Source organism: Virgibacillus byunsanensis (genome assembly GCF_042675965.1).
In the GTDB taxonomy this organism is placed as follows: Bacteria; Bacillota; Bacilli; order Bacillales; family Amphibacillaceae; genus Virgibacillus_R; species Virgibacillus_R byunsanensis.
Window position 1 is genome coordinate 1 of sequence record NZ_JBHTKJ010000036.1, and the last position, 20,912, is coordinate 20,912.

Annotated in this window: 28 protein-coding genes; 17 read left to right on the top strand and 11 right to left on the bottom strand. The window is 35.8% G+C overall.

Annotated features, from left to right (window positions below; translation table 11 throughout):
* From ACFQ3N_RS13815 to ACFQ3N_RS13825, 3 genes are all read right to left on the bottom strand, one after another.
* On the bottom strand, positions 1 to 955 hold a 955-nt coding region (locus tag ACFQ3N_RS13815), incomplete at its 3' end, for an IS4 family transposase (protein ID WP_390363121.1).
* Positions 956 to 1,150: 195 nt separating this feature from the next.
* Positions 1,151 to 1,444 carry a hypothetical protein gene (locus ACFQ3N_RS13820; RefSeq protein ID WP_390363122.1) on the bottom strand — a complete coding sequence of 98 codons (294 nt, stop codon included), beginning with the start codon at positions 1,442 to 1,444 and terminating at the stop codon, positions 1,151 to 1,153.
* A gap of 478 nt (positions 1,445 to 1,922) precedes the next feature.
* The gene (locus ACFQ3N_RS13825) at positions 1,923 to 2,192 is read right to left on the bottom strand and encodes an SAV0927 family protein (RefSeq protein WP_390363123.1); all 270 of its coding nucleotides are present in this window, start codon (positions 2,190 to 2,192) and stop codon (positions 1,923 to 1,925) included.
* Positions 2,193 to 2,304: 112 nt separating this feature from the next.
* Between ACFQ3N_RS13825 and ACFQ3N_RS13830 the strand changes: the two genes are divergently transcribed.
* From ACFQ3N_RS13830 to ACFQ3N_RS13840, 3 genes are read left to right on the top strand one after another with little or no spacing between them, the layout of a single operon-like run.
* Entirely contained in the window at positions 2,305 to 2,742 is a 438-nt protein-coding gene (locus ACFQ3N_RS13830; RefSeq protein WP_390363124.1) for a DUF86 domain-containing protein, read from the top strand.
* Positions 2,723 to 3,367 carry a helix-turn-helix transcriptional regulator gene (locus ACFQ3N_RS13835; RefSeq protein ID WP_390363125.1) on the top strand — a complete coding sequence of 215 codons (645 nt, stop codon included), beginning with the start codon at positions 2,723 to 2,725 and terminating at the stop codon, positions 3,365 to 3,367. The genes ACFQ3N_RS13830 and ACFQ3N_RS13835 overlap by 20 nt, the downstream gene beginning before the upstream one ends.
* Positions 3,337 to 4,146: a TIGR01457 family HAD-type hydrolase gene (locus ACFQ3N_RS13840; protein WP_390363126.1), complete on the top strand. Its 810-nt coding sequence runs from the start codon at positions 3,337 to 3,339 to the stop codon at positions 4,144 to 4,146. The genes ACFQ3N_RS13835 and ACFQ3N_RS13840 overlap by 31 nt, the downstream gene beginning before the upstream one ends.
* 126 nt (positions 4,147 to 4,272) lie before the next feature.
* On the opposite strand, the gene ACFQ3N_RS13845 is transcribed toward ACFQ3N_RS13840, so the two are convergent.
* Positions 4,273 to 4,785: a phosphatidylglycerophosphatase A family protein gene (locus ACFQ3N_RS13845; RefSeq protein ID WP_390363127.1), complete on the bottom strand. Its 513-nt coding sequence runs from the start codon at positions 4,783 to 4,785 to the stop codon at positions 4,273 to 4,275.
* A 102-nt stretch (positions 4,786 to 4,887) separates the two neighbouring features.
* On the opposite strand from ACFQ3N_RS13845, the gene ACFQ3N_RS13850 reads away from it, so the two are divergent.
* Both ACFQ3N_RS13850 and ACFQ3N_RS13855 read left to right on the top strand, forming a co-directional pair.
* A complete protein-coding gene (locus ACFQ3N_RS13850) occupies positions 4,888 to 5,865 on the top strand; it encodes a hypothetical protein (protein ID WP_390363145.1) in 978 nt (325 codons plus the stop codon).
* Between the two features lie 22 nt (positions 5,866 to 5,887).
* Positions 5,888 to 6,850: a 2-hydroxyacid dehydrogenase gene (locus tag ACFQ3N_RS13855; RefSeq protein WP_390363128.1), complete on the top strand. Its 963-nt coding sequence runs from the start codon at positions 5,888 to 5,890 to the stop codon at positions 6,848 to 6,850.
* A 478-nt stretch (positions 6,851 to 7,328) separates the two neighbouring features.
* Here ACFQ3N_RS13855 and ACFQ3N_RS13860 read toward each other — a convergent pair whose 3' ends face one another.
* Entirely contained in the window at positions 7,329 to 7,553 is a 225-nt protein-coding gene (locus ACFQ3N_RS13860) for a NifU family protein (protein ID WP_390273917.1), read from the bottom strand.
* Between the two features lie 150 nt (positions 7,554 to 7,703).
* Between ACFQ3N_RS13860 and ACFQ3N_RS13865 the strand changes: the two genes are divergently transcribed.
* From ACFQ3N_RS13865 to ACFQ3N_RS13885, 5 genes are all read left to right on the top strand, one after another.
* A complete protein-coding gene (locus ACFQ3N_RS13865; protein WP_390363129.1) occupies positions 7,704 to 8,033 on the top strand; it encodes a YuzD family protein in 330 nt (109 codons plus the stop codon).
* Between the two features lie 17 nt (positions 8,034 to 8,050).
* The gene (gene dapF, locus ACFQ3N_RS13870; protein ID WP_390363130.1) at positions 8,051 to 8,914 is read left to right on the top strand and encodes a diaminopimelate epimerase; all 864 of its coding nucleotides are present in this window, start codon (positions 8,051 to 8,053) and stop codon (positions 8,912 to 8,914) included.
* A gap of 77 nt (positions 8,915 to 8,991) precedes the next feature.
* Positions 8,992 to 9,348: a HesB/IscA family protein gene (locus tag ACFQ3N_RS13875; protein ID WP_390363131.1), complete on the top strand. Its 357-nt coding sequence runs from the start codon at positions 8,992 to 8,994 to the stop codon at positions 9,346 to 9,348.
* Positions 9,349 to 10,012: 664 nt separating this feature from the next.
* A complete protein-coding gene (locus ACFQ3N_RS13880; RefSeq protein WP_390363132.1) occupies positions 10,013 to 10,534 on the top strand; it encodes a Crp/Fnr family transcriptional regulator in 522 nt (173 codons plus the stop codon).
* Positions 10,515 to 10,679, top strand: coding sequence for a hypothetical protein (locus ACFQ3N_RS13885; protein WP_390363146.1), 165 nt, complete (start codon positions 10,515 to 10,517; stop codon positions 10,677 to 10,679). The genes ACFQ3N_RS13880 and ACFQ3N_RS13885 overlap by 20 nt, the downstream gene beginning before the upstream one ends.
* A 203-nt stretch (positions 10,680 to 10,882) precedes the next feature.
* Here the strand turns inward: ACFQ3N_RS13885 and ACFQ3N_RS13890 are convergent, their stop codons facing one another.
* On the bottom strand, positions 10,883 to 11,866 hold the full coding sequence (locus ACFQ3N_RS13890) for an NAD(P)/FAD-dependent oxidoreductase (protein WP_390363133.1): 984 nt from the start codon (positions 11,864 to 11,866) through the stop codon (positions 10,883 to 10,885).
* A 347-nt stretch (positions 11,867 to 12,213) separates the two neighbouring features.
* Between ACFQ3N_RS13890 and ACFQ3N_RS13895 the strand changes: the two genes are divergently transcribed.
* The 3 genes from ACFQ3N_RS13895 (at position 12,214) to ACFQ3N_RS13905 (ending at position 14,610) form a co-directional block, all read left to right on the top strand.
* Positions 12,214 to 13,434, top strand: a complete 1,221-nt coding sequence (locus ACFQ3N_RS13895; RefSeq protein WP_390363147.1) for an NAD(P)/FAD-dependent oxidoreductase — start codon at positions 12,214 to 12,216, stop codon at positions 13,432 to 13,434.
* A gap of 112 nt (positions 13,435 to 13,546) precedes the next feature.
* Complete coding sequence (locus ACFQ3N_RS13900) at positions 13,547 to 13,858, top strand: YuiB family protein (RefSeq protein WP_390363134.1); 312 nt, start codon at positions 13,547 to 13,549, stop codon at positions 13,856 to 13,858.
* A gap of 62 nt (positions 13,859 to 13,920) precedes the next feature.
* On the top strand, positions 13,921 to 14,610 hold the full coding sequence (locus ACFQ3N_RS13905) for a 3D domain-containing protein (protein ID WP_390363135.1): 690 nt from the start codon (positions 13,921 to 13,923) through the stop codon (positions 14,608 to 14,610).
* A gap of 54 nt (positions 14,611 to 14,664) precedes the next feature.
* Here the strand turns inward: ACFQ3N_RS13905 and ACFQ3N_RS13910 are convergent, their stop codons facing one another.
* The 3 genes from ACFQ3N_RS13910 to deoD form a co-directional block, all read right to left on the bottom strand.
* Positions 14,665 to 15,138 (bottom strand): divergent PAP2 family protein, encoded by a 474-nt coding sequence (locus tag ACFQ3N_RS13910; protein WP_390363136.1) that lies wholly within the window; start codon positions 15,136 to 15,138, stop codon positions 14,665 to 14,667.
* Positions 15,139 to 15,290: 152 nt separating this feature from the next.
* Positions 15,291 to 15,884, bottom strand: a complete 594-nt coding sequence (locus ACFQ3N_RS13915) for a biotin transporter BioY (RefSeq protein ID WP_390363137.1) — start codon at positions 15,882 to 15,884, stop codon at positions 15,291 to 15,293.
* A gap of 179 nt (positions 15,885 to 16,063) precedes the next feature.
* On the bottom strand, positions 16,064 to 16,783 hold the full coding sequence (gene deoD / locus ACFQ3N_RS13920) for a purine-nucleoside phosphorylase (protein WP_390363138.1): 720 nt from the start codon (positions 16,781 to 16,783) through the stop codon (positions 16,064 to 16,066).
* Positions 16,784 to 17,015: 232 nt separating this feature from the next.
* Between deoD and ACFQ3N_RS13925 the strand changes: the two genes are divergently transcribed.
* Entirely contained in the window at positions 17,016 to 17,279 is a 264-nt protein-coding gene (locus ACFQ3N_RS13925; protein ID WP_390363139.1) for a phosphocarrier protein HPr, read from the top strand.
* Positions 17,280 to 17,335: 56 nt separating this feature from the next.
* Here the strand turns inward: ACFQ3N_RS13925 and ACFQ3N_RS13930 are convergent, their stop codons facing one another.
* A complete protein-coding gene (locus ACFQ3N_RS13930) occupies positions 17,336 to 17,719 on the bottom strand; it encodes a kinase-associated lipoprotein B (RefSeq protein ID WP_390363140.1) in 384 nt (127 codons plus the stop codon).
* A 188-nt stretch (positions 17,720 to 17,907) separates the two neighbouring features.
* On the opposite strand from ACFQ3N_RS13930, the gene ACFQ3N_RS13935 reads away from it, so the two are divergent.
* Positions 17,908 to 18,093 (top strand): hypothetical protein, encoded by a 186-nt coding sequence (locus ACFQ3N_RS13935; RefSeq protein ID WP_390363141.1) that lies wholly within the window; start codon positions 17,908 to 17,910, stop codon positions 18,091 to 18,093.
* A 236-nt stretch (positions 18,094 to 18,329) separates the two neighbouring features.
* The gene (locus tag ACFQ3N_RS13940) at positions 18,330 to 18,899 is read left to right on the top strand and encodes a superoxide dismutase family protein (protein WP_390363142.1); all 570 of its coding nucleotides are present in this window, start codon (positions 18,330 to 18,332) and stop codon (positions 18,897 to 18,899) included.
* 53 nt (positions 18,900 to 18,952) lie between these two features.
* Here ACFQ3N_RS13940 and ACFQ3N_RS13945 read toward each other — a convergent pair whose 3' ends face one another.
* The gene (locus ACFQ3N_RS13945; RefSeq protein ID WP_390363143.1) at positions 18,953 to 20,122 is read right to left on the bottom strand and encodes a MalY/PatB family protein; all 1,170 of its coding nucleotides are present in this window, start codon (positions 20,120 to 20,122) and stop codon (positions 18,953 to 18,955) included.
* A 478-nt stretch (positions 20,123 to 20,600) separates the two neighbouring features.
* Here ACFQ3N_RS13945 and ACFQ3N_RS13950 point away from each other — a divergent pair, with 478 nt between their 5' ends.
* A complete protein-coding gene (locus ACFQ3N_RS13950) occupies positions 20,601 to 20,744 on the top strand; it encodes a hypothetical protein (RefSeq protein WP_390363144.1) in 144 nt (47 codons plus the stop codon).
* The last annotated feature ends 168 nt before the right edge of the window (positions 20,745 to 20,912 follow it).

Sequence of the window (20,912 nt, forward strand, 5' to 3'; positions counted from 1 at the left end):
GGTTATATACAGCGTTTTCGCTATGTCCATAAAGCTTTTTTAAAACTAAATGTTGCTTTACCCATTTGAAAAATAATTCAATTTGCCACCGCGTTCGATAGAGATCACCAATTTCTTGTGCACTTCGTTTTGCATCATTGCACACAATGGAAATCTTATTTCCTTCGCTATCAAGTGTTTCGATTAAGCGTAGAGGGTGTTCCATTTGGCCAATTTTCACGTTAGCTTCTCGAGTGATTGGAGAAGAAGGGTCAACAGGTAATTCATCTATTACATTTACAACTGTATTCGTTTTAATTCGGGTTACAAATCTAATTCCTTCCGCACAATAGGAATCAAACTTTTTAAAGTTGAAGTAGCCTCGATCGAATACGTGAAGTATGTTTTTATCGGATACGATTAACGAATCCAACTGCGTTTCATCCGCAGGTCTTGCAGGAGTAACAATCACGTCATTTGGGTACGATATGCCATCACAAAAACGGATGGATGTATGCATCTTTACTCCTGATTTTGTATCACGAAAATCTGCCCATTCATATTGGCTAAGACACATGGAAATCGTTGATGAATCAATAAGATTAATCTTCCCAAGAGCTTTATTAACCTTTTGTGGGCCAAGCACTTGATGTAGTTTTTGAATCAAGTGCTGCATAATAACTTGGAATATCTCCGATGGTATATCACCAAGCTTTCGAGAAAGTTGCGACTTACTGATACTTTCAATTTGGGCCAGTCTTTGAACGGTTTTCTTGCGTTTTACTTTTTCACTTATCCTTCCCAGACTAGGTAATCCTTGCAGCTGGGCGTAAATAAAAAGATTTGTAAACGTAAGTACATCAAGTTTTTTAACATATTTATCGATACCGGCATGATCAATCATTTTTTGTATCACTTTCGAATCTAATGGATGAATGTATTCCTTGAATACAGTTTTTATGGTATTATTGTCCATGTGTTCTCCTTATAGTTAGGGATTTGGACAGGACTACCATACCCCTAATTATAAGGTTTTTTTATGGACTTTTAAAGTGAAAATTACCATTATTCATAATTTTGGCATAAAATAATTTGTTTGACTTCTGTTGAAAAATTTTATGCAACGCTAGTGTAATTTCCTAAGCTATAAAAAAGCAGTAGTTCTGTAGAACTACTGCTTTTCCTGTTCTTCCTGTAATGGATGGACATCGTCTGGCTCATCATGAATGGGATGCGAACCAGGAGTCTGTCTCGGCAGGTCTTCATGCATTTCCTTGTATGGATAGTTAAAAGCACTTTGACGGCGCTGTCCTTCCTCCCATGGAGTGGATTTACTTGAAGCTAATTCATCTTCATTAATGGGTGATCCAAGTGGTCCATCTGGGAACTCTTCAGGAACAAGATAATTACGAACGTTTTTGACATTTGAAAAATCAGAGTAATTTTTTTCTCTTTTTTGTGCCATGGATCATTCATCCTTTCTTCTTCATAGAGTTTGCTATGTAGAAAGAAAGTATTATGCCAATTTTTGTTTAATCTAGGCTGTTTCCGGACGCACTGTTGCTTTTTCATCTTCATAGTTGCTATAAAATGCGACGTTACATATCACTCTGGAAATACACTACGCGCACCTTAAGGCGGCAGGTGAGCCACCACGTGCTGAAGCCACCCGCAGCGGTGGTTTTCCGCTTCGGAGGGCTGAAGCCGTACCCGCGGAAAGCGAATGCCCAGAACTTGCTTCATTTAATGCCTTAGTAAAATGGGACTCAATAGTAAATTAATAATTGGATTAATTTTTAAATGACTCGATATACAAACTGACAACTTTGTGAGAAGTAATTTCTGTATGTTTAATCATTTCGACTATGGTTGTAGCGTCCATGTCAAGAAAGGAGGTAATCGTATTTTTACTCATTGAAATTATTCTTTTAATTGTTGGGAAGTTATAATATCTGTTTAAAAAACTCTCTAAGTTCCTCAGCTTCCATTTCAGTCACGTGGAAAATGTGCTCTATTCCACCCTCTTTTGCTATATCATCACGTCCAAGAATGGCGAAGCGATTACGTTGCAAGTCGATTACGACCTTTTTACTTGGATCCTCTCGGTGTTCCATTAATGCAAAATCATGTCTGTGTAGGTTGCCCATAAAGCTAATATATCGAACTTCCTTTTTGACCGTTTTATCTAGAATATAGTCCTGTTCTGAACTCAATTATAATTCCTCCTTAATTGAAAGTGACATTTTCCTAACTATACCATGTTTTCTATTTTCGTTCATTGTATATGTGGTATATTAGTAATAGCAAGAAACGGAGGGTTTGGTTATGTATTTTATAGACCGAAGTAAGATTGAAAAGACGCTAGAGTATATGGATGGATTAATTCAGGAATTAAATCAACATTCATTTGAAACTTCTTTGGGTAAATTAGGACTTGAAAGAATTACACATATGACAATTGAATCGATGCTTGATATTGGAAATATGATGATTGATGGATTTATTATGAGGGACCCTGGAAGCTATGAAGATATTATAGATATTCTCGTTGATGAATTGGTTTTGCCTAATTCAGATGAAAATAAGTATAAAGAAGTAATTAGATTAAGAAAGTTGCTTGTCAAAGATTACTTATCCGTTGATCACTCAAATTTAATAACAGTTATGATAGCAAACAAACCTATTTTGGAAAGTTTCAGTACACATGTAAGAACATATTTGGATAATGAGCTAGGTGTTGCTAATGCATTCTCTAAAGAATAAACGCAAGTCTACAAAACAGAAACTTTTAGATATATTAAAAAAGGATCATGAGGATACTATTCATGAAATTATGAATCATTTTCAAATCTCAGAAATCGCTGTAAGACGACATTTACATGAACTTGAACAACAGGGATTTGTGAAAACAAACACGATTAAACAAAAAGTAGGTCGCCCTTATTTTACGTATGCACTTACTAAAAAAGGCCATGGTACTTTTCCAAACCAATATGAACAACTACCACTTGAAATTTTACAGGATCTTAAAGATTTACAAGGAGAAGAGGCAGTCAAAAATTTATTGAAAAGACGAATGGAGCGTGAGAAATCCTATTTCCAGTCCGAAATTCAGGGTGATGAATTTGATCAACGAGTCAAGGAACTCGCTGGAATTCAGGATGAGAAAGGGTATATGGTGGAGCTTGAAAAGGTATCTGAGGGCTATGAAATAAAGCATTACAACTGTCCAATAGCCAATATTGCCTCTATGTACCACCAACTTTGTAAAAATGAACACATTATTTTTGAAGATGTTTTTCCAAACAGCGAGATTATCTCACATTCGTGTATAACAAAAGGAGACAATTTTTGTAAATGGACTATAAAGAAACCACAAGAGAAGTAAAAAAATACTCTGGTTATTTAATTGATTTAGACGGTACAATGTATCGAGGAAATAAAGTAATCGATGCAGCAGGAGATTTTGTGGAGGTATTAAATCAATCCGATATACCTTATTTATTTGTAACAAACAATTCTTCAAAAACACCAGCAGCGGTATCAGATAAATTAAACAGTATGAATATCATGGCAACACCTAAACATGTTTTAACGTCAAGCATGGCTACTGCTAAGTATATGAAGCGTATAAATCCTTCAGCAAGGTGTTATGTTATTGGTGAAGAAGGCTTGATTCAAGCGATTCAGCAAGAAGGTTTAATTGTTACAGAAGAGAATTGTGACTTCGTTGTAGTTGGGTTAGACCGAAATATATCTTATGAAAAATTAACTATAGCTTGTTTGGCTATCCGCAATGGCGCAACTTTTATTTCAACAAATAGTGATGTTGCCATACCATCCGAACGAGGGCTGTTGCCTGGAAATGGTGCAATCACCTCTGTCATTACAGTAAGTACTGGAATAGCTCCTATTTTCATCGGAAAACCAGAAGCTATTATCATGAACGAAGCATTGAAGCTATTAAGACTGTCCAAAAATGAAGCATTAATGGTTGGTGATAATTATAATACCGATATCCTGGCAGGAATTCATGCCGGAATTGATACTTTGATGGTTTATACAGGGGTAACATCTTATACGTCCTATCATTCTTTAGAAGTAAAACCAACTTACCATGTTCACAATCTATATGAATGGATTTCCAAAATTAAAGCTGTCCACTAAAACAATTAGTGGACAGCTTGTTCTTTGTTTATGGAATTATTAAAAGTAGGAGCCTCTGCATAATTTATTAACTGTGTAAGCTGCGTTCAGCTCCGACGTACAAGACGTACTAGTGCGCTTTTGTTCTTAGTCATCAAGTAGTTGGTCATCAGCGGTTGCGTGAGCGAGTCTGCTGGATGCCGCTGCAGCAATTGCACCTACGATATCATCTAGGAATGTATGACATTCTCCTGTTGATTTATCATTTAAACGTTTTAATATTCCTGGTTTCTGTTTATCAATAAACCCATAATTCGTAAATCCAATTGAACCGTATACATTTACAATGGAAAAAGCGACAATTTCATCGATACCATATAAGCTTTCATCTTCCTCGAGTGTTTTTTGTAGTGGCTGATCTAGTTTCTTTTGTTCTGTTAGCTTATCCAGTTGAATGCCAGTTAAAACGGCATTTTGAACCTCACGTTTAGTTAAAACACGGTCTACATTATGAAGACAATCCTCCATTTTTAGGTCATCATGATACTTTGACTGTAAGTAATATACAAGCTCAGCAATATCATTTAATGTAACACCACGTTCGATCAACCATTCTCTTGCTTTGGTTTCCAATTCAGTTTGATTTGTATTTGAATCCATTACTATCACCTATCTTTTCTAATTTTCGACTATATCTAGTTAAAATGTGCCTAATTGGAACATACACTATTGTAACTAGGTTTACGGGGGGAGATTGACTTGATGAATTTACTTTCTACTTATTATGCTATCCCAGATGGAGAAAGAATGATACTCGATGAGATGGAAGGTATTAAAACCGATGAATATCTTTATTTTACCATTTCTGCTAATAACAAGGAAATTATACATATGGAGCAGGCAGCACTTGCTTATTATTTGGCAGAAAACAATTATAAACAAGTAGCCATTCCTATACCTAACGTTCATGGGGAATGGTTTACTAAATATCAAGATAAAAAGTATTTAGTTCTACAGGTCCAATCCATACAAGATAGGCCTCACATTTCTCACGGCAAACTGTTGGCAAACTTTCATCACACAGGTGCAAATTATAGCTATGAGCCAAATGAAATTTCATCCTATGGTCAATGGAAGGAATTATGGATAGATAAAATAACCATTTTTGAGAATCAAATTGGTCAAGAGGCCAAGAATAATTCAAATCGTTATTGTGAGTTACTTATGGATATCCTGCCATATCTGATAGGTATTAGTGAAAATGCTATTCAGTATGTACAAGAAAGCGAACATGAAACTCGTTATCATGAAACGGATCAAAGCACTATAACATTTCAACGATACCAAAGTAATTGTTTGAAACCTGTCATTTGGACTGGTGATTTAATGTATGATCATCCAACCCGTGATCTAGCTGAATATATTCGTGTGAAATTATTATATGGGGATCAGCGATCAATGGATGAGGTATCATTGTTTTTAAAGGAGTATCAAACCATTCGCTCATTATCAGTTTTCAGCTGGCGTTTATTATATGCGAGATTAGTATTTCCAATACATTTATTTGATGTAATCGGAAAGGGATTTTTAAGTGTAAATCATGATCAATCATATGAACGGTTAACAGATGTTATAAAAAATCAAGTTGTATATGAAGACCGATTAGATAAATTTTTCCAATATGCAGGGGTTGACAATGAATCGTTGCATATACCTGTGTTACACTGGTTAGGGAAATAAAATCTAACGAGGTGTGAAATTTATGGTGAAACCAATCATTTATATTACTCGAAAAATACCTGAAAATTTACTTAAACCATACGAGAATACGTTTAATTTTCGAATGTGGAATGAAACAAGTAAGCCAGTACCAAGAAAGGTATTGATGGAAGAAAGTAAACAAGCAGATGGATTATTATGTTTGCTTACTGAGACCATAGATAAGGAATTTCTAGAGAACACAGGCGAATTAAAAGTAATTGCAAATATGGCAGTTGGATATGACAATATAGATATGGAATCTGCAAAAAATAAGGGAGTCATTGTTACCAATACGCCAGATGTGCTAACAGAAACTACGGCAGACTTGACTTTTGCTTTACTGATGGCTACCGCACGAAGAATTGTAGAAGCAAACCTTTACATTAAACAGGACGACTGGAAGCATTGGTCACCATTTTTACTTGCAGGAAATGATGTACACCATAAAACAATAGGGATAGTGGGTATGGGAAGAATTGGAGAAGCAGTTGCCAAAAGAGCAAAAGGCTTTGGCATGTCTATTTTATATTATAATCGTTCACGTAAAATAGAAACAGAAAAAAAGTTAGGTGCAACATATGTTAATTTTGATGAATTACTCGAACAGTCAGATTATGTCACATCTCTAGTCCCTTTAACAGAGGAAACTAAGCATCTTTTCAATGAAAATGCATTTAAAAAAATGAAAAGTTCAGGTATTTTTATAAATGTATCTCGTGGAGGTACCATGGATGAGGAGGCATTATATAATGCCTTACAAGCACAAGAAATTAAAGCTGCAGGATTGGATGTGTTTGAGGAAGAACCAATACGTTCGAATCATCCATTAGCAACATTAGATAATGTGATATGTTTACCACACATAGGTTCAGCAAGTGTTGCAACGCGTAGTGAAATGATACAACTTTGTTTAGAAAATCTGGACGCAGTTTATAAGGGAAAAAAGCCATTAACACAAGTATAGAACAAAAGCGCAAGCGCCCGTTTAGCGACGTATGGGCTGCGCCCGCGCATCGCGAGTGGGTCGACGTTGCCGCCGAAAGCGGCGAAGTTAGTCGATCTTCCTTAAAGGAAACATGCCCCTTCATAGGGGTATGCCGGCGTTGGGTGCAAAGTCCGTTTTTAGTCGGCCTTCCTTCGCTAAGCGATTCGATGTTGACTTATCGTAAGGAGGCTACTAACAGCACGAGCGCTGGCCGATGAAAACGCCACGTCCTTGAAAAAGAAAAGCACTTTTTCTGCGTGCGATACTTTTCAGGGGAGCTGTCCTTATCCTGTGTCGTCATCGGCACTAGTACGTCCTGTACGTCGGAGCTGGACGTGGCTTAAGCAGTAAATAAATTATCCACAGGCTCCTAATTTTATAATTTCCTAGACAAAAAAAAGGCAGACAAAATTAATTTGTCTGCCTCACATTATATAGTTAACTAGCAGTTTATAATTTAAAATACTTGTTCAATTTCTGTAACACCAGGTACTTCAGCCATCAATGCACGCTCAATCCCAGCCTTTAAAGTGATTGTTGAACTTGGACAGTTGCCACATGCACCCATTAGACGAAGAAGTACAATGCCATCTTCATCAACATCTACCAATTCTACATCTCCACCGTCACGAAGTAAAAATGGACGTAATTTATTTAAAACTTCTTGCACTTGTTCTTGCATTATCCATCTCTCCTTTCTTTATATATTATAAGCTGAATCTCAAAAAAAATCTATCTTATAATTACATTTTGAATTCATTCGATACTTTTATTTTATCTTTAATCAAAGATTTTGTAAAATAAAAGTAACTATGAAAATGGAGGTTTAGTGATGGGGATGAAAAAAGTAAAGATAATCATTTATGGAGCAGAACAAATATGTGCCAGTTGTGTAGGTGCTCCTGGATCAAAAGATACCTATGAATGGCTACAGGCTGCAATTGGAAGGAAATACGATGACGATCCCATTGAATACGAATATATTGATATTAATCAGCCGCCAGAAGTCGAGAAACATCAACAATTTTGTGAACGAATCGCTGAGGAGGATTTATTCTACCCAATTATATTTGTTAATGATGAAATGGTTGCCGAGGGAATACCAAGATTGAAAACGATCTATCAAGCATTAGACAAACATGGTGTCTTGTTGCAAAGATAATGAAAAGAGGGACAGTTATGAAAATACCTTTTACAAAAATGCATGGTCTTGGTAATAGCTATATTTACCTTGATTTATTTCAATTTGATATAGAAGAAGGGTTGTTAGCGGATATAGCAATAGAGGCTTCTAACGTTTATACAGGAATTGGATCAGATGGTATAATTTTGATTCATCCAAGTGATGTTGCTGATGTTGGAATGCGGATTTTTAATAAGGATGGTTCAGAAGGGCAGAGTTGTGGTAATGGATTACGTTGTGTGGCCAAATATGCTTATGATTTTGGTATCATTGATCGTAAAAATTTCCGGATCGAAACGAAGGCAAATGTGGTAGAAGCAGAAGTTATCATTGAAGATAATGTCGTAAATGATGTCACGATTAATATGGGGGCACCTCAGTTAGTTCGTTCGAATGTTCCCATGTTAGGAGAAGATAGCGAGCAAGTAGTTGCAGAACACTTTGAGGTTAATGGGGAGCAGTTGAGCGTTACAGCAGTATCGATGGGGAATCCACATGCAGTATTTTTTGTTGAGGCAATAGAGAATGCTCCTTTACACGAATTAGGTCCCATTATTGAAAAGGATCAACGTTTTCCTAGCGGGGTAAATGTAGAATTTATTGAAGTTATATCTAATGAAGAATTAAATTTTCGTGTTTGGGAACGAGGCTCAGGTATCACCCAGGCATGTGGAACAGGTGCATGCGCAGCTGTTGTTGCAGCTATTCTAAATGACAGAGTTTCGCGTAATGAAGATATAGTCGTTCATTTACAGGGTGGTGACTTGGTTATTAAGTGGGATGACTTAGGAGAAGTTTGGATGACAGGGGGTGCTTCGATTATAGCATCTGGAACATTTCACTTCGACAGTCAAAAATAGTTGAATGAGTTAGGTATAGTTTGTATACTAGTTATAATGATTTGTGTTATTCCATCATAAAGAGGAGGTTTTTTAAGATGGCTATTTCGATTACAGATCAAGCTGCAGACCAAATTAACGAAATGATGCAAGACGAGACAGAAGGTGTACGTCTTCGCTTTGGAATTAAAGGTGGCGGCTGTAGCGGGTTATCTTATTCATTAGGATTTGAATATGATATAAATGAAGAATTAGATAAGAAATACGAATTAAATGGCATTCCAGTTGTGATTTTTAGTCAAGACATTCCTATAATTGAAGGGACAACAATTGACTTTAAACAAAATATGATGGGTGGAGGATTTAGTATAGATAATCCAAATGCAATGGTTTCATGTGGTTGTGGATCATCATTTAAAGCAGAAGGACGTCAGGGAACACCAGAGAACTGTTAATTATAAAAAAGCTAGAACGTCGAATGTGGCGTTCTAGCTTTTTTAGTAGATAGGAAAGTATAAAACTTTCTTATCTACATAAGTGCAACTAAGGCTTTCACCATTAAGGCTTGGTGATAAGCCAAGTTTTCTAAATAGTAAATAAAGTATTAATTGAAAGTTATGTTTATTTAACTACAGAAACGGCCACATCCAGCTACGACGTACAGGATAAGAAATACATTGACAGATAGACATCGCACGAAGAAGCGAAATTCCTTTTCGAGGACGTATTAGTGCCGATGACGCCACAGGATAAGAAACGCTCCCCTGAAAAGCATCGTACGCAGAAAAAGTACTTTTTTCAAGGACGTGGCGTTTTCATCGGCCAGCGCCCGTGCTGTTAGTAGCCTCCTTACGATGAGTCAACATCGATTTGCTAAGCATAATGAAGACCGACAACAGCGGGCTCTTGTCCCAACGTCAACCCACCCGGCGAGAGCCCATACATCGCTGAACGTTCGCTTACGCTTTTGTTCTCATTATTTGATCATTCTTGCTCCGATTGAAATATAATAAAAGAATAGGGAAGGTTTGAAGTAAAATGAGTAATTCGTGCAGTCACAAGCATAAAGAAGTGTGTGTTTCTAAAGTTCCTTTTTTCAATCATTTGGAGTACAAAGAAATGCTTGAAATAGTCAAATTAAGCACTACTAAAACATATAAAAAAGGCGAGATTATCTTTCATGAAGGAGATCCTTTAGAATATTTATATATTATCCATCAGGGTCATGTAAAAATATATCAATTATTTGAATCTGGAAAAGAACAACTTCTTCGTATATTGTACCCTGGAGAATTCATGGGGGAGCACGCTCTTTTTTCAGAAAAGGTAATGGATAGTTATGCGGAGGCAATGGAAGAAACCGAGATTTGTGCAATCCACCGTAAAGATATGCAAAACTTGATGCAGAGCCATCCTACAATCAATATGAAAATTTTGGAACAGTTTAGTATTCGCCTGGATCAATCCGAAAAATTAACTGGTCAATTAAGTGTGAAAGACGTTGAAACCCGAACAGCAAGCTACTTAATTGGTCTAGCTAGTGATAACAATTCCAATGATATTGTACTACCAATGAGTAAAAAAGATTTAGCTTCCCTATCTAGGTACTACACAGGAGACAATCAGCAGAAGGTTATCTAGTTTTCAAACAAATGGATGGATAGAACAAAAAGGTCACCGAAACATAAAAATCCTACAAATAGATGCTCTTACAAAAATTTCAAACGAACAGAACAAAAGCGCAAGCGCCCGTTTAGCGACGTATGGGCTGGACTTATCCGCATGAGGTAAAGGAAACACGAAGAGCGGTAGCGATTCGATGTTGACTTATCGTAAGGAGGATCAGGAAGCCCACTAACAGCACGGGCGCTGGAGCTGGACGTGGCTTAAGCAGTAAATAAATTATCCACAGGCTCCTAATTTTATAATTTCCTAGACAATTAAAAAGCATGAGCAAATTCAATAATGCTCATGCTTTCTTTTTTAGTTCTAAAACATACTAGTAGAATGTTTGGGTTGTATTCTGGCTTTTGGGTCAATATATTGTTTTGCATTGTTTATAGCAGTTGGTCCTTCACCAAATCCTGTGGCAATTAATTTTACTTTTCCTGGAAACGTAGAAATGTCACCTGCTGCATAGATTCCAGGAATATTTGTTTCCATCTTAGAATTGACGACTATACTATTTTTTTCAATCTCCAGTCCCCACTCCTTAATGGGGCCCAAGGTTGAAACGAATCCGTAATTACATAAAACGGAATCTACATCTAAATCTACTTTTCTCTCTCCTTTGACTTCCTCTAAGCATACTTTTTCTATTTGGTCAGTCCCGATGATGTCTGTAGGTACAAATGGTGTAAGTATATCTACGTTAGAAGAGAAAAGTTTTTCAACACTATGTTCGTGTGCCCGAAAATTGTCACGTCGATGGACAAGAGTCACTTTCTTTGCAATAGGCTCCAGCATCAATGCCCAATCAACCGCCGAGTCACCACCGCCTAAAAGCATGACATGTTTATCTTTATATTGATTCATATCTTTTACGTGATAATGGAGATTAACACCTTCGAATTTTTTATGTTCTCCAACATTTAACCTTCTGGGCTGAAATGCTCCATTTCCCGCTGTAATTATAATTGTTTTTGTGTAGTGAACCTCTTTGTCCGATGTTAATTTGAACGTATCGTCTTCTAAACGTTCTATTTTATCAATAGATTGTTCTAAAACGATTGTAGGGTCAAATAAACTTGCTTGTTCTTCCAGATTATTAACTAGCTCCTGTGCGCGTATCTTTGGGAAACCTGCAACATCATATATATATTTCTCTGGATAAAGAGCGGTTAACTGTCCTCCAGTGTGTGGTAAACTTTCAATAATCTTTACACTTGCCTGACGCATTCCACCGTAAAAAGCAGTGAATAATCCAGTTGGTCCGGCGCCAATGATTGTAACATCGTAAACTTTATCTTTCATGGAAATTACCCCCATTATGAATTTCAAAAATATACACCATTATTATATTATCATAAATGAATCGATACTGCGTAACATGGCACATAACAATTGATTCGACAACTAACTTCATAAAAAAATAAAATATTACAAAAGTATGTATAAGGGTTGAAAATTAGTATAAAAAAGGCTATGATTATCAGTAGAAAATATATTACGATTATGTGACAAATGTTATTATGAGAAAATCAGGCTTGTACCATTTAGTACTTGGCGATAAGCTAAGTTTTTTTAATGTTTATTTACGTGAAAAACGTCACAAACGTTACATAATTATAAGAAAATTAACAGATGGAAGTGATGAGAAGATGAATAATCCAAACATAGTGATTTTGGGTGCTGGGTATGGCGGAATTATGACAACTGTAAAATTACAGAAGTCCTTAGGTGTGAATGAGGCAAATATTACCCTTGTTAACAAACATGATTATCATTATCAAACAACTTGGTTACACGAAAATGCTGCAGGAACACTGCATCATGATCGTACACGGATCGCTATTAAAGACGTCGTTAACACAAGTAAGGTAAACTTTGTCCAAGATACGGTTATTTCTATTAAGCCTGAAGAGAAAAAGGTGAAATTAGAAAATAGTGAGCTATCATATGATATTTTAGTTATTGGATTAGGCTTTGAATCAGCAACTTTTGGTATTCCTGGTTTAAAAGAGCATGCTTTTACAATTGGTAACATTAATAGTGCACGTTTAATTAGAGAACACATTGAGTACAATTTTGCCAAGTACAATAATGAAAAAGAGAATGATCAAGCCCGCCTTAACATTGTAGTTGGTGGCGGTGGTTTTACTGGGATTGAATTCATAGGTGAACTAGCAAATCGAATTCCTGAACTATGTGAAGAGTACGATATTGATAAGTCACTCGTTCGTATTATTAATGTCGAAGGTGCACCAAGTGTGTTACCAGGCTTTGATCCACAGTTAGTGGAGTATGCATTGAACTCATTAGAATCACGTGGTGTTGAATTTATTACGGGGGCTATGTTAAAAGAATGTACTGCAGATGGTATTGTCTACGAAAAAGATGATAAACAAGTAGAGATTCCTAGTTATACAACAGTATGGGCAGCCGGGGTTCGAGCCAACTCAATTGTTGAAGAATCTGGGTTTGAACATAATCGTGGAAAAATTGAAGTACGTAAAGATATGCGTTCACCAGAATACGATGATGTATTTGTTGTTGGTGATTGCGCATTGCTAATGAACCCTGAAAGTGGAAGACCGTTCCCACCGACAGCTCAAATTGCAATTCAGGCAGCAGATGTGGTTGCGCATAATGTAAAAGCACAAGCACAAGGAAGCAATGAACTAGAAGCGTTTGAACCACAAATTCTAGGAACAGTAGCTTCATTAGGTCATAACGATGCAATCGGTGTTATATTGAACGATCGAAAAATATTCGGTTGGAAAGCGACCGTTATGAAGAAAATAATAGACAATCGTTATTTACTTAAATTAGGTGGTATTGGTTTATTACTTAAAAAAGGTAAATTTAATATTTTTTATTAAGATCAGTAAGTAATTGTAAGTAAAGCAAAGGCAATCCTGTTGCCTTTGCTTTTTTACTGATATAAAATGTAGTTTGTATGTATGAATCATGTGAGCGAAAGGGGATACTACATTGATACAAGCTTTTGTAGTAGTAATATTGTTTTTTATCATATTTTTTGGGTTGGCTTTTATTCTAAATATGTTACTAAGACGGACATGGCTGATGTCGTTTTTATATATTTTTATTATGATCATCATGATAGATAATATCTCAACAATTGAATATTTCACTAATCCGGGAGAAGCTTTTTCAAATGCGTATTCAAGATTAGTAAGTATAAAATTGTTTGACTATATCGTATTTTTAGTTGGTTTTGCCGGAACGATCGTGTCTGGTTTTGTCATTAAGTTTCTACGTAAGAGTGGTTATCAAATGTTTTAGTATAAAAAAATGAATAAAAAGTAACAAGTTTGGAAATGATGACATCCAGAGAGGTGTTATTATTGAAAAAACAAAAATTTATTCAAAGGACAGGAATGCTACTATTATTTCTTGGGGCATTTTATGCAACCTTAACGTCTATTTCAAATGTGACACTAACAGATGTACAAGCATGGGTCGAACAAGAGTCTTACTATTTAGCTGAAGAATCTAGCGGTACATGGAGTTATAGACAGGTAGGTTTAGAGGAAAAATCACTGAACACACTAAAACAACAAAAGAGATATATTTCCAGTGAACAGATTGAAGGTCCTAAAACCCTGGAAGAACAAGTGAATATGGAACAATTTCCAAGTGAGACGGTAGTGGCTACTGGGTATACCGCAGGTGTAGAATCAACAGGTAAAACACCTGATCATCCACAATATGGTATAACGTATTCGGGTGTTAAAGTTAAAAGAGACTTATATTCTACTATTGCAGCTGATTTAAGCATCTATCCAATAGGAACAGTAATGTATATCCCAGATTATGGATATGGCGTTGTAGCTGATAAAGGTGGAGCAATTAACGGTAATAAAATTGACCTTTATTATGAAACAGTGGATGATGTTTATTCCCAGTGGGGTAAAAAAGAATTAGATGTATATATCATAGAATTGGGCAGTGGAAAACTAACAGAAGAACAATTAATCCATCTGAATGAAAACGAAGCATTACAAGTGTTTAGAGAACAAATTACGAAAAGCTAATCATATAGAAGAGGTTTCAATCTTAATGATTGAAACCTCTTCTATGTTTACGGTTTAATATAGTCCATAAAGTAAAAATGCAACACAGATACCCGAGACCCCACCGAAAAACACTTCAATTGGTTGGTGACCTAATAGTTCCTTTAATTCTTCCCGTTTTTCATACTCTTGTTTTCTATTCCAATCCTTAGCACCGTCTACAAAATACTGGAAGTCTTTAATCAGTTGATTCAGTACGACAGCCTGCTCTCCTGCTTGCCTACGAACACCTGAGGCATCAAACATAATAATAATACTAAATACACAAGCAATAGCAAAGTGTGTTGAGGTTACCCCTTCCATAATACCAACTCCAGTTGATAATGCCGTTACAGCTGCAGAATGACTACTTGGCATTCCACCAGTACTAAATGCTAGATTTGGTTTAAATTCGCGGGTGACGGCTAAACGAATGGGGATCTTAATAACTTGGGCGAAAATTATTGCAGCTAAAGCCGCCCATAAAGGGAAATTTTGAAATAGGTCCATGAATGGGAAACATCCTTTCTGTCGGTGCCTATTAACTAGTAAAGAAGTAAAATTTCATAATGTTATTTTATCATACAAAGGTTTAAATATCATGTAATAAAATTAGCAGATTGCCATTTGACAACCTGCCTCATCTACTTTCCTATTTTGCTTTATGCTTTCACCAGCAACCACCTGGCAGGGACCCTTTTTGACATATTTACCATAAATACAGCTGCTAACCCAGCTAGTGCAGCATCTTTTATTAGGAATGGAATCATTCCTGACCAAGCAATTACATAGGATATATCAAGATATAGCCATGTATTCATGGCTATATACATATATGTTACACCAATTCCATAATTAAAAAGTAGACCAGTAAGCGAGGCTATCGTATACAATGGAATAGAAGGTTTTTTACTATATTCGGCAATCCACCCTACGAAAAACGCAACAAATACAAAGGAAATAATAAATCCACCAGTAGGTGTAACAAGTGCCATTGGTCCAGCAGACATTTTTGCAAACACTGGAACTCCAGCAATACCAACTAAAATATATGTAATCATAGAAATACTACCTAGTTTTTTTCCAAGCATTAATCCAGCTATTGTAGCGAAAAAGGTTTGTAGTGACAATGGAACGGAAGCACCACCTATAGGAACTGCGAGCATTGGAAACCAAACTGTTATATTCGCACCAATAGCCATCAAACAAACAAATACAGCACTAAACGTTAAATCAATTGGACGTAATCCTTTCATTTTTCTCTCTCCCTTCGTATTCGATAATATATGTTGTGTACGTCGATTGTCAACTTATTTTTTTGGGGGTTTACAATATAACGTAAAAAAACAGTCTTTCCAGTGGAAAGACTCCAAAGGATTGAATCTATTTTATCGAACTTAGGCGAGAAGACTCCTTCCTCAAAACACGTCAGTGCTTAGGTGGGGGAGGATGTCAATGCTGCATCTAATGCTACTACCATCATGTCATTAAAGGTTGTCTGTCTCTCTTCTGCAGAGGTTTCTTCACCTGTTAAAATGTGGTCTGATACTGTTAATACAGATAGAGCTTGTCGATCATATTTTGCAGCTAAAGTGTATAATGCAGTTGTTTCCATTTCGACTGCTAATACTTTATATTTTGCCAGTAATTCATTTATTTCCTGTGCATTATCACGATAAAACGTATCACTTGTAAATACGTTACCAACACGAAGGTTCATACCTTTTTTTATACCAACATCGTATGCATTCTTAAGTAGACCAAAATCAGCTAAAGGAGCATAGTCTATTCCATTAAAAATCATACGATTCATTTGTGAGTCTGTAGTTGACCCTTGAGCGAGTATAACGTCACGAACGTTAACATCCTTTTGAATTGCACCACATGTGCCTACTCGAATTAATTTTTGAACGTCATAGCTTTGAATTAACTCATTTACATAAATAGAAATGGATGGAACGCCCATACCGGTTCCTTGTACAGATACACGTTCACCTTTGTAAGTTCCCGTATAGCCATTCATTCCACGTACTTTGTTATATTGTATAACGTCTTCTAAAAATGTTTCAGCAATATATTTGGCTCGTAAAGGGTCTCCAGGTAATAGAATTTTATCTGCAATTTCACCTTTTTTAGCTTCAATATGTACACTCATTTATTTACCTCCTAATTAACTATATTCTTCCAAAATAACGTTATCATAATGGTAAACCAAAAACAAATATATAAAGGTTGTTCATTGGTTTTTTGTTTCAAAACAAGTTATAATTGTATATAATATATATGGTACAGTTTTTACATGTTTTTTAAATGGGTAACCAGGTAACTATAATAGTGTACATGTATTACGTACATAATGTAAATTATTGTTGGAAGGATGAAGTAGTATGAAAGAACAGACATTTACAATTACTGCAGATACTGGAGTACACGCACGTCCAGCTACGTTGTTAGTAAATAAAGCAGGACAATTTGAATCAGAAGTAGAAGTATCCTATAACGATAAAAAGGTTAATCTTAAATCAATTATGGGTGTTATGTCACTAGGAATACCAAAAGGTGCCGAAATTACAGTTTCTGCAACAGGTGGTGACGAAGAGGAAGCACTAAAAGGTGTTGAAAAAGTTATTAAAGAACACTTGGGTGAATAAAGTTATGAAGCTAGAGAAGTTAATCTCTAGCTTTTTATATTTGCTTAGTTCTTATCCTATTTTTGATAGTATTTTTCTTCTAATTCATTTAATGCTTGTAAAGCTTTTTGGTTATATACTGATTCTTTAGTCATCAGTTTTTCCTTTAGTTTTTCTACAGCTGTTTTTAATGATTCACTGTATGTTGGTATGTCACCATCGAATGGGTGAACTGCAGGCTTCTTTACATTCATCTTTTCAAACTGTGCGAGTGCTTTTCGTTCATGGAAAAACACACCAGATACTTCACCAGGATTATGAAGATCACCTTGTATGGGGTGTTTGTGAACTGCCAGGACTTTTATTAGCAGGCGCTCTCCTCGATCTTCGATAACTTCTCCTATGTAGGTACCAGAGTTGTAATGAGCACGAACTGTTTCTCCTATATTAACTTCAGCCATATTAATGCCCCTCCATTTCTTTTATATATTCATAAGACGGAATTGTTACAACTAACAATATCGTTTAGAATCACTTCCACTTCTATTCTATTGTGACAAAAATAGTATAATTTAGCGAATAATTACTAGGAATGTTTTTTAGAAAAGTAAATTTTGCTATAATGTTATGCAGAAGGACGTGAACAACTATGATGGAATTTCTTTATTTTCCAGAAGATAAGTCGGAATATATTCCCGCAATAATTACATTAGTTATATTTATGATTGGCGCAATTGCTGTGATGTACTTCTTTTATAAGATATCTAAAAAAGAAGAAAGAGTCATAGATGAAAAATTCAAGCAAGAATTAGAAAAGGAATCGGATGATCGATAAATATAAGGAGAAGAGTCCTATCATCAAAGGGCTCTTTTTTTTAGTAGATAAGAAAGTATAAAACTTTCTTATCTACATAAGTGCAACTAAGGCATGTACTCCAGAGCATAAGGGATTCTAAGAAAGTAAAGTACGCTTACTAAGAATCCCTTTAACGATAAGCCAAGTTTTCTAAGGTTTATACAAACTTGAAATTGTAGATACTTATAAAAAGCATTTACAAAGGAGTATCATATATGCGATTGTTTATTCTTATTCTTTTAATATTTTTAGTTTCGTGTCAATCAGATGAGGAGACTGCTAAAACTATTGATATGTATAATACATCAGGTGATATGATAGGTACAGCAGCGTTTACGGAAAGACCTGAAGGAGTACAAGTTGAGTTGAAATTGGAAGGGTTAGCACCAGGATTTCATGGTATCCATTTACATGAGTTACCGGCTTGTGAAGGACCTGACTTTAAAAGCGCTGGTAATCATTTTAATCCAGAAGGAAAAGAGCATGGATTAATGCATCCAGATGGTGCTCATCTAGGAGATCTTCCAAATATCGAAGCTGATGGCGGAGGTTTAGTTGAAGCTGAAATAATGTTAGCTGGGGCTACGATGCTTGATGGGAAAAACTCAATTTTGGAGGGAGAAGGAACATCACTTGTCATCCATGAAGAGCAAGATGATGGCGTGAGTCAGCCTAGTGGTAATTCAGGAGCTAGAATAGCATGTGGTGAGGTTTCAACGGAAGAAAGGGAATCAACAAGCTCTCCTTCAGATCCGACACAATTTAATGAGGATCAAGAGGAATAGAAAAAGCGATATCCATAATGGATATCGCTTTAAGTTGGATGTGGATAACTTATTTACCTGTTATTCACAGCATCAATGATTCGCTTTACACCTTCTTCCAATGTTTCGCGAGGACAGGCGATATTTATCCGCATAAATTGTTTTCCTTCTTCACCGTATTCAGTTCCTGTATTCAGCCCAACTTTTGCTTTCTCAATCATAAATTGCTTTAGTTCTTTACTATCCATTTGCAACTTACTACAGTCAATCCATAGTAAATATGTCCCTTCTGAGTGTACTACCTTTAGGATTTCTGTATGATTATCAAACATCTTAGTCACATATTTCTGATGATCATCTAATAACACTTTTAGTTCTTCAAGCCATGTCTCGCCATGTAAATAGGCTGCTTCCATAGCAGTATTACCCATTGTATTTAGAATATGGTGCCCTTGTTTACCAAGTTGTTTGTTAAGTAGATCTCTTTTCCCTTTATTGGTGGTGATAATATAAGAAGCTTGCAACCCAGCTAGATTAAATGTTTTAGAAGGAGACATACAAGTAATCGTTTGATCTGCAATCTCTTCTGAAAGTGAAGCGATTGGAATATGACGTTGTCCCGGAAAAATAAGGTCACAGTGAATTTCATCTGATAAGATTAATACATTATATTCTAAACATAGTCTGGCCATTTCCCTTAATTCTTCTTCCTTCCAAACTCGACCTACTGGATTATGTGGGGAGCATAAAATAAATGCTTTAACCCCTTGTTTTAATTTCTCTTCAAAATCTGTAAAATCAATTTTATAATAATTATCTTCTAATATAAGTGGATTTTTAACAACATTTCTATTATGTTGTGCAATCACACTATAAAAAGGTGTATAAACAGGAGTCTGAATTAAAACATCATCTTCTGGGTCGGTAAATGCTTGTATAGCCATATGTAAGCTTGTAACTACTCCAGGGCTAAACGAGAGCCAGTCATGTTTAATATGCCATTTATGACGGTTCATAACCCAATTTACGATTGGATTTTTAACATCATCATCGATTACGGTGTAGCCAAATATACCATGCTCAGCACGTTTGACTAATGCATCGTTTACTTCCTTTGGTGCCTTGAAATCCATATCTGCAACCCACATAGGGAGTACATCATCTGTTTGAAAAATAGGTTTTAGCATATCCCATTTTACGGACCGTGTATTTTTACGATCATGCACTTTATTAAATAGTTCCATTTTATAACCTCCACAATTAATTCATTATTGATAGTATAACGAAGGTGGAATAAAAATTACATTTAAATGCATGGGAAGAGGTTATTTTCTGTTTAAAGGCAAAAAAAAGCAAAGCGCTTATACGCCTTGCTTACAGGGGGAATACGAGAAAGTCTTACATTTATAATTATACCCAGCACAGGAAAATATAAACATATTATGACAAATTTTTTTAACTAATTACAAAGAATGAAACAAAATTGAGGATGAGGATCGTTTCATATATAGGAAAGATTCACGGAGAGGAGGGAGTTCATATGGAAGAGGTAGATCATAAGACTATCAAAGACAAGTGATCACAAAGCATTTGGAAAGTTAGTGGATACATATAAGCCTGCTATTGAAAGGTTTGCTTTTCAATTCGGGGTAGAAAAAGAGGTCATCTCTGACATCGTACAGGAAACATTGGGAACTTGCTGATCAAACTAATTATATACTAGTGAATGAACAATTAGCTCAGGATCGAATAACGTTTACATTTGTAACGAGTGATCAGTCGGAAGAGAGTAAAACAGTAGGTAGTTTTCGGTTAAATCGAAATAAGGAAGGGGATTGGAAGGTTCCGTTTATGCCAATGCAATAGAAGAATGAAACTTATGTTAACATGAGTTTCATTCTTCTATTTGGCTATTTTCGTAAAGATTGTTGCTTTTGACACAATAGATATATAATGCGACGTAACGTTTGGTTGATTTCTATAAGTTGTGCTATTGCCGCCGTCCGGGATCGCTCCCAATGTCATCAACTTAAG

What these genes read in the sequence shown, in the direction of transcription:
- ACFQ3N_RS13820 (WP_390363122.1), bottom strand. Translation starts at nt 1,444, where the DNA reads ATGGCACAAAAAAGAGAAAAAAATTACTCTGATTTTTCAAATGTCAAA.
- ACFQ3N_RS13830 (WP_390363124.1), top strand. Translation starts at nt 2,305, where the DNA reads ATGTATTTTATAGACCGAAGTAAGATTGAAAAGACGCTAGAGTATATG.
- ACFQ3N_RS13835 (WP_390363125.1), top strand. Translation starts at nt 2,723, where the DNA reads ATGCATTCTCTAAAGAATAAACGCAAGTCTACAAAACAGAAACTTTTA.
- ACFQ3N_RS13840 (WP_390363126.1), top strand. Translation starts at nt 3,337, where the DNA reads ATGGACTATAAAGAAACCACAAGAGAAGTAAAAAAATACTCTGGTTAT.
- ACFQ3N_RS13845 (WP_390363127.1), bottom strand. Translation starts at nt 4,785, where the DNA reads ATGGATTCAAATACAAATCAAACTGAATTGGAAACCAAAGCAAGAGAA.
- ACFQ3N_RS13850 (WP_390363145.1), top strand. Translation starts at nt 4,888, where the DNA reads ATGAATTTACTTTCTACTTATTATGCTATCCCAGATGGAGAAAGAATG.
- ACFQ3N_RS13855 (WP_390363128.1), top strand. Translation starts at nt 5,888, where the DNA reads ATGGTGAAACCAATCATTTATATTACTCGAAAAATACCTGAAAATTTA.
- ACFQ3N_RS13860 (WP_390273917.1), bottom strand. Translation starts at nt 7,553, where the DNA reads ATGCAAGAACAAGTGCAAGAAGTTTTAAATAAATTACGTCCATTTTTA.
- ACFQ3N_RS13865 (WP_390363129.1), top strand. Translation starts at nt 7,704, where the DNA reads ATGGGGATGAAAAAAGTAAAGATAATCATTTATGGAGCAGAACAAATA.
- dapF (WP_390363130.1), top strand. Translation starts at nt 8,051, where the DNA reads ATGAAAATACCTTTTACAAAAATGCATGGTCTTGGTAATAGCTATATT.
- ACFQ3N_RS13875 (WP_390363131.1), top strand. Translation starts at nt 8,992, where the DNA reads ATGGCTATTTCGATTACAGATCAAGCTGCAGACCAAATTAACGAAATG.
- ACFQ3N_RS13880 (WP_390363132.1), top strand. Translation starts at nt 10,013, where the DNA reads ATGCTTGAAATAGTCAAATTAAGCACTACTAAAACATATAAAAAAGGC.
- ACFQ3N_RS13890 (WP_390363133.1), bottom strand. Translation starts at nt 11,866, where the DNA reads ATGAAAGATAAAGTTTACGATGTTACAATCATTGGCGCCGGACCAACT.
- ACFQ3N_RS13895 (WP_390363147.1), top strand. Translation starts at nt 12,214, where the DNA reads ATGAATAATCCAAACATAGTGATTTTGGGTGCTGGGTATGGCGGAATT.
- ACFQ3N_RS13910 (WP_390363136.1), bottom strand. Translation starts at nt 15,138, where the DNA reads ATGGACCTATTTCAAAATTTCCCTTTATGGGCGGCTTTAGCTGCAATA.
- ACFQ3N_RS13915 (WP_390363137.1), bottom strand. Translation starts at nt 15,884, where the DNA reads ATGAAAGGATTACGTCCAATTGATTTAACGTTTAGTGCTGTATTTGTT.
- deoD (WP_390363138.1), bottom strand. Translation starts at nt 16,783, where the DNA reads ATGAGTGTACATATTGAAGCTAAAAAAGGTGAAATTGCAGATAAAATT.
- ACFQ3N_RS13925 (WP_390363139.1), top strand. Translation starts at nt 17,016, where the DNA reads ATGAAAGAACAGACATTTACAATTACTGCAGATACTGGAGTACACGCA.
- ACFQ3N_RS13930 (WP_390363140.1), bottom strand. Translation starts at nt 17,719, where the DNA reads ATGGCTGAAGTTAATATAGGAGAAACAGTTCGTGCTCATTACAACTCT.
- ACFQ3N_RS13935 (WP_390363141.1), top strand. Translation starts at nt 17,908, where the DNA reads ATGATGGAATTTCTTTATTTTCCAGAAGATAAGTCGGAATATATTCCC.
- ACFQ3N_RS13940 (WP_390363142.1), top strand. Translation starts at nt 18,330, where the DNA reads ATGCGATTGTTTATTCTTATTCTTTTAATATTTTTAGTTTCGTGTCAA.
- ACFQ3N_RS13945 (WP_390363143.1), bottom strand. Translation starts at nt 20,122, where the DNA reads ATGGAACTATTTAATAAAGTGCATGATCGTAAAAATACACGGTCCGTA.